Raw genomic sequence first — 5,960 nt, forward strand, 5'->3', positions numbered from 1 at the left:
ACAGCCGCCGGGTTACGCTCCGGATCCAGCGAGTACAGCGCCGTCAAGTACGGCGGCAACGTCGCATGCTCCAGCTCGATCGCCCACTGCAGGTGCTCACGCAGGCTGCCGAGCGTGCCGATCCGGACCGGTCGTTCGTGGTTCATTCGTGTCATACCTCGGGTTGTTGGCAGGGCGGATCGGACCGCCGGCCGGTGGGCCGGCGGCCTGGTTCGATCCTGGGATCAGGCAGCGACGACGGCAGCCGGTGCCGTCACGCTGCGGATACTTCGCCGGGGTTCAGGACGGGCGTGGCGCGCGGCGCTCCTTGCGCTGGGCCAGCTCGGCCTCTTCCACCAGCGTGAACATCGGCTTGCCCGGCTCGCACAGCATGGTGACCGTGAACCGTACCGGGACATCGTCGCGATTGTTGCCGTCCTGGTAGTGGATGACGTCGCCACCCGGCTCCCAGAACGCCTCGCCGGCGCGGATCACCCGCTCCGGCTCTCCTTCCAGCTCCATCAGCATCTCGCCCTCGAGGACGACGCCGAAGGCGGGACCCGGGTGGCGATGCGGCGGCGCGCCAGGGTCTCCGGGCGGGTACTCGATGACCACGGTCATCACGTGCGCGCCCTCGGGGATGAACGGAGGCTGCGCCTCCTGCAGCACGGTCAACGCCGTCTGCCACGCGGTCGACCGCGGCTTGTCCATCGCCTCGCCCTACTTCGCGTTGGACTGGTCGAGCCAGTCTTTGTAGGTGATGGTGCCGAGCTGCGCGCCGTCAGCGGGCACCAGCGACCGCTCGCCGAGCACGCTGCCGAAGTAGCGCGCCTGCGGGTCGACGACGACCTCGCGGGTGTCGCCCCAGGCGGCCAACGCCTTGCGGAAGAACTCGTCCATCTTGTACTGGGTCGGTCCGGCGATCTCGATCCGGCCGTTCAGCGGCGTGCCCACCGCGGTCCTGCCGACCGCCTGGGCCACGTCGTCGCCCGCGATCGGCTGGAACAGCACCGGCGCGATGTGCACCTTGCCGTCGACCGTGCCCTCGTCGGCGATGCCGCGAGCGAACTCGAAGAACTGGGTGGAGTGCACCAGCGAGAACGGGATGCCCGACTTCTCGATCAGCTTCTCCTGGGCGATCTTCGCCGCGAAGTAGCCGTTCTCCGGCATCCGCTCGGTCCCCACGATCGACACCGCCACGTGATGGCCCACGCCCGCAGCCGCCTCGGCCGCCAGCAGGTTGCCGGTGGAGGTCCGGAAGAACTTCATGACGGCCTCGCGCTCGAACGAGGGCGAGTTCGACACGTCGATCACGACCTGGGCGCCCTTCAGCACCTCGGCCAGACCTTCCCCGGTCAGCGTGTCGACGCCGGTGTTCGGCGACGCGGCCACGGCCTCGTGGCCGTGCTCGCCCAGCTTCTTCACCAGCTTCGACCCGATGAGCCCGGTCCCGCCGATCACCACGATTTTCATTGTTGGCACCCTTCTGGCTCTCTGGGCGCTGTGGTGCGCCCCTGTCGTCAGCTAAGACAGGGCAGCCCCCTCGGTTGTGACAGGCGGCCTCGTGTTCGAGAGGGAGCCTGGTGAGCTCGACGCGCGAGCTGATCCCGAGCTTGGTGAAGACGTGCCGGAGGTGCGTGCTGATCGTGTGCGGCGACAGGTGAAGCAGAACGGCGACCTGCCTGGTGGTGGCGCCGCCGGCAAGGAGTTTGATGATCTGCATCTCCAAGACGGTCAGGCTGGCTTCACGCGCCGCCTGCTCAAGGGCGAGAGGACGCAGACCATGCTCGACCCGGAGAAGTACCCGGGCAGCCTGCTCGGCCCAGCGTCCATACACCCACACCGCGGACCATCCGGAGGGCCGGCCTGGCACACCGTGCTCGCCCGGCGGATCTGCCAGGGCTGCCCGGTGCGCGTGCAGTGCCTGACCTGGGCCGTCGAAACCGGCGAGGCGGAGGGGATGTGGGGCGGCACCACCCCTGACGAGCGCCGCCGCATCCGCGCCACCCGCGAAACGGTGGGCCGCGTTGCCGCCGGCCCGCCCGTGGGAGGAGCTGCCGCCGGTCACGGCGACGCACGGAGTAGAGCGGCCTGAATTCCGCCCCGGTGTAGTCGTGTCAGTGGAGAGGATCGTCGTGCACTGGTACGCCCTTCAGTGCCAACGCTGGAGCTTGTCGGGGTTCAGGATGATCCACACCGCCGTGACCTCGGCTCCGGCCACGCTCACGCTGACCACCGCCACGGCCTTGCCCGCCCGCCGCAGCACGAGCCCCGTCCTGCCGTTCACCGATCCGATGGCCGGCTCGGTTCCTGGCTGGTCGATCAGCAACGCCGTGACGACCCGCGCGACCGCGTCCGCACCGTAAGTCGGCCGTACGGCGACGCGCACCTTGCCGCCGCCATCGCTGACGACGATCGCGTCGGCGGCCAGGACTTCCCGCAGCGCCTCGGCGTCGCCCGCCTGGCAGGCCGCGGCGAACCGGCGGGCCACCCGCTCGTGCCTGGCGAGCATCTCCGGGCCATACCCGGCCTGGTACGAGGCCGGGTACGGCACGGGCTGGGCCCGCGTCACCCGGCCGCCGGGCACGTGGTCGGGGTCGGGGTCGGCCAGGAGCTCCAGGCAGATGCTTCCCGCCGTCCGCGTCAGCCAGGCGCGCGGCACCGCGATGGCGGCGCGCTCTTCCTCGTCGAGGGCGTACCAGCGGCGATAGGTCTCCTGGACGACGTGGTCGGCCGTGGTGTCCGAGCCGAACATGCACAGAGCAATCCCGAGCAGGTGCTGCCGTTCGTCGAGCATCTCCGCCAGCGACTCGGCGCCCGCCTCGGTCATGGTCTGCCGCCTCCTTCATTGTTGGCAGATAAGACCGGACAGCCCGTTACGTTGTGACAACGCGGCTGCGAGACCGCTCGAAGGCCTCGATCTTGGCCGGATTGAGGACCCACAACAGGTGGTGGATCCCCTCCCTTGAGGCCTCCATGGCGAGCAGGGCGACGCCGCTGCCGTCCCGGGTGACGAGCACGCCTGGCAGCCCGTTCATCTCGACCCACGTGACGGCGGTGCCCGGCCAGAACCGCGGTGAGAACGCGGCCACGAACCTGGCCACCCGCTCAATGCCCAGCACAGGGAACTTGGCCGATCCCCTGATGCCGTCGCCGTCGGAGGAGCTGACGACGTCGGCGGCGAAGAGCTTCTCCAGGGCGCCGACGTTTCCCGTCTGGGCGGCGTCGAGGAACGTCTCCAGGAGGCGCCGGTGCTGGAGCCTGTCGATGGGCTCGTGGCGGACGGCGGTCACACGCCTGCGGGCGCGGCTCACGATCTGCCTGACATTGACCGGGGTGAGCCGCAGGATCTCCGCTATCTGCGGATAGGGGTAGTAGAAAGCCTCGCGCAGGACGTAAGCGGCGCGCTCGGTGGGGTTGAGCCTCTCCAGCAGGAGCAGAAAGGCCAGCTCCAGCGCTTCGCCGCGTTCGGCGCCGACAGTGGGGTCAAGACTGGTGTCCACGGGTTCCGGCAGCCAGGGGCCGATGTAGGACTCCCGCCGCACGCGCGCCGACTGCGCCAGGTTGATGGCCAGCCGGGTGGTGACCAGCGCCAGGAAGGCCGGCGGGTTCTCGATGGTCTCGCGGTCGGTGTCCTGCCAGCGCAGCCACACCTCCTGGACGATGTCCTCGGCCTCGGCCGCGCTGCCCAGCATCCGGTAGGCGATGCCGAACAGCCGCGGGCGCAGCTCGATGAAGGCGGACGCCGCCCGATCGAGAGCGTCCGCCTGTTCCAGGGATTCCGTGTTCATGTGCCCCACATCGATTCGCCCGTCGGCCTGGACAGGGGTTCGTCAGCCTCGCGCGTGGTCCGCGGCGTCGAGGATAGTGGCTGTCACGGCGTCGGGCTGCGAGGCCGCGAGTGCGTGGGAGGCGCCGGCGACCTCGCGGGTGCCGCGCGAGTCCGCGCGCTCGGCCATGAAGCGCGCTGCGGCGGCCGGGATGTTGAGGTCCTTGTCGCCGTGGACGAACCAGGACGGGACAGTGCGCCAGGGCGCCTCGTCGACGGCGAGCCCGTCGGACAGGGCGCGCTCGGTCACCGGCCGCTGGGTCGCGGCCATCAACGCGGCCTCCTCGGTGTCGAGGTCGGCGCAGAACTGATGGTGGAACTTGGCGGGGTCGATGCGGAACTCGTTGCCGCCGGAGGCCACCGGGTAGGCCTGCAGCGCCTGGCCGAGCGTGCTGCCCTCGAACTTGCTCGACAGCAGCAGCGCGCTCTCACCCGGCTCAGGGGCGAAGGCGGCGACGTAGACCAGAGCACGCACGGCCGGGTTGCCCGCCGCCGCCTGGCTGATCACCATGCCGCCGTAGGAATGGCCGACCAGGACGACAGGGCCGCCGATGCCGTCGATCACATCCCGCAGATAGGTGGCGTCGCCCTCCACGCTGCGCAGTGGGTTGGCGACGGCGACCGTGGTGAGCTGGTTGCCGCGCAGGCGCTGGATGACGCGGTTCCAGCTGGCCGACTCGGCAAAGGCGCCGTGGACGAGGAGAACGACTGGCTGGTTCATGGGATTGCCTCTCTGGTTGTTCACTCGTGAAAGCCGATTTCGCGATGGGTGCCGTCGCAGAGCGGTTTGTTGCCGGACTGGCCGCAACGGCACAGGGTCATCCGGTTCCTGGTCTCCAGCGGTAGGCCGTCCGATCGGGTGACGGGGATTCCACCAGTCACCCACAGCGCGCCGGCCAGCCCGTCCTCCTCCTCCAGCACCGAGACCGCGCGCGGGAGGTCGGCCTCGATCGTCTCGCCGCCGCGTTCGAGGGCATAGCTGTACGAGCCGGAGGGGCAGTGATCGATGCGGCCCATGACGTCGGAGCGCACGTCGCTGTCGGCGGTGTCGTCGAGCATCTTGGCGATGGGCCTGGTCCGGCCGATGCAGAAGGCGGCGTGCACGCACAGCTCGCCCACCCGCCGCGCGGAGATGCCGACGCCGTCGTGCACGTGCTGCAGCTCCTGGTAGGGCCGCATCGGCGCGGCCTCCGTGCCGTCGAAATCGATCACGGCGTGAGTCCCGTCGCAGAACGGCTTGGCGCCCGAACGGCCGCAGCGGCACAGCGCATAGGTTTCCTCGGTCTCCAGCGGCTCGCCGGTCTTCCAGGTGAGCGCGTTCCTCTGCTCGGTGGAGACGATCTTCCGCTTGCGCCGCAGGGGGACGCGACCATACACGACGTACGGCCCGTCCCGGAGCACGACGATCCGCTGGTGGTCGCCCGCGCTCCAGCGGCGCAGCTCGGGCGGGACGTACTCGAAGGTGAGGCCGCCCCGCCGCATCAGCTCCTGTGCCTGGGCCTTGAGCGCGTACATCTCCCCGGTGGCGACGGCGAGCATCCTCGGGCTGCCGTTGAAGGCCAGCTCCAGCAGATGGAGGATGGCGCAGTAGGTGTGGTTGAACTCCCCCTGCGCGGCGCGGTCCGCAGGGCCGGGCGTCATGGGGAACACCCCGGTGAGATCCACCGAGAGCCTTTCACCGGTGGGACCGGACTCAGGGGTGTCCCCGCGCCGGTAGCGGCGGCCGAGCTTCAGCTCCATGAAGCGGTAGTAATGGGCGACCTCGTCCTGGTCACCGTCCCAGACCTCGCCGCGGGCGGTACCCTCCCCCTGCTCGACGATCTCCTCAAGCGCGTCCAGCGCGGAGGCGAGGTCGGTGACGGCGACGAGCCTGCCGCCGGTGTGGCGGAAGTGGGTGCCGCTCACCTGCCGGGCCGGGTCGCCGCAGAACACCTCCTTCTCGCCGAGCGTTTCGCACAGGTGGCGCAACCCCTGCTCGATCGCGGCGTAGAACTGCCCGATCGTCTCGTAATCGTCGTCCTCCGGTGGCGCGCCGGGCGGCGCGGGCCGTTCCAGGCGCAGGAACATCTCCAGCGCTTCTGCGCCGAACGGCACCAGCGACACTTCCAGATCACCATGAGGCAGCTTGCGCGGGTGCGGCGGCAGCATCTGC

8 protein-coding genes and 1 pseudogene are annotated in these 5,960 nt (G+C 69.9%); 1 reads left to right on the forward strand and 8 read right to left on the reverse strand.

From position 1 onward, the window contains the following. The 4 genes and pseudogenes from IEZ27_RS55775 to IEZ27_RS55780 form a co-directional block, all read right to left on the reverse strand. Positions 1-155 (reverse strand): ferritin-like domain-containing protein (locus IEZ27_RS55775; protein WP_407672993.1); only part of this gene is annotated, 155 nt, incomplete at its 3' end. Positions 156-279: 124 nt separating this feature from the next. Further along, positions 280-690 (reverse strand): cupin domain-containing protein, encoded by a 411-nt coding sequence (locus IEZ27_RS53230; protein ID WP_189654286.1) that lies wholly within the window; start codon positions 688-690, stop codon positions 280-282. Positions 691-699: 9 nt separating this feature from the next. Then, positions 700-1,452, reverse strand: coding sequence for an SDR family oxidoreductase (locus IEZ27_RS53235; RefSeq protein WP_189654287.1), 753 nt, complete (start codon positions 1,450-1,452; stop codon positions 700-702). Positions 1,453-1,618: 166 nt separating this feature from the next. Next, positions 1,619-1,702, reverse strand: a pseudogene (locus IEZ27_RS55780) (helix-turn-helix domain-containing protein); the annotation flags it as partial. A gap of 60 nt (positions 1,703-1,762) precedes the next feature. Between IEZ27_RS55780 and IEZ27_RS55785 the strand changes: the two are divergent. Beyond that, a complete protein-coding gene (locus tag IEZ27_RS55785) occupies positions 1,763-2,074 on the forward strand; it encodes a WhiB family transcriptional regulator (RefSeq protein ID WP_189654292.1) in 312 nt (103 codons plus the stop codon). Between the two features lie 57 nt (positions 2,075-2,131). Here the strand turns inward: IEZ27_RS55785 and IEZ27_RS53250 are convergent, their stop codons facing one another. From IEZ27_RS53250 to IEZ27_RS53265, 4 genes are all read right to left on the reverse strand, one after another. Further along, positions 2,132-2,809 carry a sigma-70 family RNA polymerase sigma factor family protein gene (locus IEZ27_RS53250; protein WP_189654288.1) on the reverse strand — a complete coding sequence of 226 codons (678 nt, stop codon included), beginning with the start codon at positions 2,807-2,809 and terminating at the stop codon, positions 2,132-2,134. A 46-nt stretch (positions 2,810-2,855) separates the two neighbouring features. After that, positions 2,856-3,770 (reverse strand): RNA polymerase sigma-70 factor, encoded by a 915-nt coding sequence (locus IEZ27_RS53255; protein ID WP_189654289.1) that lies wholly within the window; start codon positions 3,768-3,770, stop codon positions 2,856-2,858. Positions 3,771-3,812: 42 nt separating this feature from the next. Continuing rightward, on the reverse strand, positions 3,813-4,529 hold the full coding sequence (locus tag IEZ27_RS53260) for an alpha/beta fold hydrolase (protein WP_189654290.1): 717 nt from the start codon (positions 4,527-4,529) through the stop codon (positions 3,813-3,815). 20 nt (positions 4,530-4,549) lie between these two features. Next, on the reverse strand, positions 4,550-5,960 hold a 1,411-nt coding region (locus IEZ27_RS53265; protein WP_189654291.1), incomplete at its 5' end, for a CDGSH iron-sulfur domain-containing protein.

It is taken from the genome of Nonomuraea spiralis (genome assembly GCF_014648435.1).
Lineage (GTDB): Bacteria > Actinomycetota > Actinomycetes > Streptosporangiales > Streptosporangiaceae > Nonomuraea > Nonomuraea spiralis.